Annotated in this window: 2 protein-coding genes; both read left to right on the top strand. The window is 51.9% G+C overall.

Annotated elements, in window-relative coordinates; translation table 11 throughout:
• Positions 1 to 267, top strand: a 267-nt coding sequence (locus Q4563_RS15850) for an NUDIX domain-containing protein (RefSeq protein ID WP_303605152.1), incomplete at its 5' end; no start/stop codon positions are given.
• Positions 264 to 505, top strand: a 242-nt coding sequence (locus Q4563_RS15845; RefSeq protein ID WP_303605151.1) for a maltose acetyltransferase domain-containing protein, incomplete at its 3' end; no start/stop codon positions are given. The genes Q4563_RS15850 and Q4563_RS15845, both read left to right, overlap by 4 nt.

The following is a 505-nucleotide window of genomic DNA, read 5'->3' as shown; positions in this document are numbered from 1 at the left end:
GCGGTACACCGTGAGGTCAAGGAAGAAGTTGGCGTGCGGGTGCAGGATCTTGAATACTTTGGTAGCCAGAGCTGGCCTTTTCCGGGCCAACTGATGGTCGGGTTTATCAGCCGTTACGCCAGTGGCGAGATTGTGATCGATGATGATGAAATATCGGATGCCCAATGGTTTCACTACACCAACTTGCCAGAAATCCCGCCACCGATGTCTATTTCCGGTCAACTGATCCAGACCTTTGTTGACCGCTGTCGGCAAGGGACGGTATGACCGAACGTGAAAAAATGCTGGCCGGTTTGCCTTATAACGCCTGGGATAACGAGCTGCTGCAAGCACGCCTGTTGGCCAAATCGGTTTGTCATGCCTTTAACCAGGCCGATCCTCGCCAGCCTGCGGCTCGTATGGCATTACTGGATGGCTTGCTGACCTTGCATGGCAGTGCCTATATCGAGCCTAATTTCTTTTGTGATTATGGGGTGAATATCGAGATCGGTGATCATTTTTACGC

This window comes from Gilvimarinus sp. 1_MG-2023 (assembly GCF_030548285.1).
The sequence above is the reverse complement of the archived record's forward strand: the minus strand, read 5'-3'. Positions and strand labels throughout refer to the sequence as shown.